This is a genomic window from Sinomonas sp. B1-1, assembly GCF_050474465.1.
In the GTDB taxonomy this organism is placed as follows: domain Bacteria; phylum Actinomycetota; class Actinomycetes; order Actinomycetales; family Micrococcaceae; genus Sinomonas; species Sinomonas flava.
In genome coordinates, this window is sequence record NZ_JBCHVF010000026.1 from 1 (window position 1) to 1811 (window position 1811).

The window sequence follows — 1811 nt, forward strand, 5'->3', positions numbered from 1 at the left end:
GGCTAGGAGACCGCTGAAGAAGTGGCTTTCGGGCTTGGTCTGGGAGTCCGCGGGAGGTGGGCTCTATTGCCTCTCGCGGCTTGGTTCCGGTCGTTGCTCGTGGGCGGCTCGGTTTCGGGGTGTTGCTGTGCGGGGCCGCTGACCGGGCCCGGGGCCCCGGGGCGTGGGCCTCTCAGGCGATGGCCCAGCCTCCGTCCTGGCGCTCGAGGCCGAGGTTGAGCAGCCGTCGCAGGTTCAGCCCGGCTGCCCGCAGGGTGAGCCAGGCGTTGTTCCGGGCCACTCCGATGTAGGGCACGCGTCTGGCCCTGCGGGTGAGCCAGGCGATCGTGCGCTCGACCATGGGCCGGTGCCGCCGGTAGACCTGGAGGAATTCCGGGCCCGAGGCGCGGGCGCGGTGTTCGCGCTGGAGCCGGTCGTGCTGATGGAGTTCGAGCTTGCGGCCCCGGGCCGAGGTGGTGCACCGGGCTCGGAGTGGGCAGGCGCGGCAGGCTGCGCCGAAGGTGACGTGCCGTCGGGGGCTGATCGGCTTGGTCACGCCGTTCGGGCAGGTCGCGGTTCCGGCGGCCTCGTCGACCTCGAAATCGTCCAGGGTGAATCCCTCGGGCACCGCGGGGCGCAGTGGCCAGGGCTTGATCACCGGAGAGTGTCCGGCCGCGGCGACGGCCGCGAGCATCTCCCCGGTGCCGTAGGCGGAGTCGGCCAGGACCTCGATGCGCTCCCCAGCGGTCGTGGCGTCTCTTCCGAGGAGCCCGGCGCCCACTGCCGCGTCGGAGTTCTCGGGCCCGGAGGCCTTGGTCAGGGCCGGGACGGTGATGATCCCGGTGTCGGGCTCGGCGACGATGTGGGCCTTGAACCCGTCCTGTCTCCTTTCCCTGGTCTTGTGGGCGTGCCTGGCCTCGGGGTCCACGGTGGAGATCATCCTGTCAGGGGCGACCTTGCGGGCAATCCGCCACCTGCCGTCGGTGCCGTCGGAGCCCTCGGCCGGTTCCACGTCCTGCCCGGCGACCAGGGCCAGCAGGGCCACAGCCTCGGCCGCCCTGCCCTCGAGCGCTTCGGCGTCGATCACCCCCAGCAGGGCCAGAGCGTCGGACACCAGGGCCGAGACCAATCCGTCCCGGGCCGCCGGGTCGTCCCAGGCGATGCGCGGCTTGCCGGGCTGGGCATAGTCGTGGCCGGTGCACACCCGCGCGATCAGCGCCTCGGCGCCGGGCACCTCGCGTCCGACCCGGCGGATCGCGGCGATCAGCTGGGTGACGGTGTCCTGCCGGGCGACCGCATCGTCCAGGACAGTCGAGTCCAGGGCCCTGCGGGTCCTGCCCTTGAGCACCCCGGTCTCGGCCACCACAGTCTGGACGGCCTCGAAGACCCGCTGCGGCCGAGCGCTGTCGGCGAGCCGACGGCGCCAGTACGTCAGCGTGGTCGGGTGGAATGCCCGGTCAGCGACCGAGAACCCGCAGGCAGCCTTCCACCGCAGGTCGTAGGTCACCGCCTCGGCCGCCTCGCGGTCCGAGAGCCCGTTCAGCGCCTGCAGGACCAGGACAGTTGCCACCACCTCCGGCGGGATCGAGGGCCGGCCACGGCCCGAGGGGAACAGGTCCTCGAACATCTCCGGAGGAAACAGCTCCCGGCGGTGCGCGGCCAGGAAGGCGAAGACGCTGCCGGGGACCAGCAGATGCCCCGCCAGCGCCTCCACATCCAACAACTCACGCTGCCCGTCATCGCGACCCTGCATGAACCCAGTCTTAACCACCCGCGGCCCGAACCACGCAGGGCACGCCTCGCCGCCCCCAATTCTTCAGCGGTCTCCTAGG

General features: G+C 71.9%; 1 protein-coding gene. It reads right to left on the minus strand.

Annotated features, from left to right (window positions below):
* Positions 1–172 precede the first annotated feature (172 nt).
* Positions 173–1732, minus strand: a complete 1560-nt coding sequence (locus tag ACQ5BE_RS18905) for an IS1182 family transposase (RefSeq protein ID WP_430298488.1) — start codon at positions 1730–1732, stop codon at positions 173–175.
* Between the last annotated feature and the right edge of the window lie 79 nt (positions 1733–1811).

Bases quoted from the DNA above. Each gene is read 5' to 3' on its own strand.
- ACQ5BE_RS18905 (WP_430298488.1), bottom strand. From the start codon at position 1,732: ATGCAGGGTCGCGATGACGGGCAGCGTGAGTTGTTGGATGTGGAGGCG.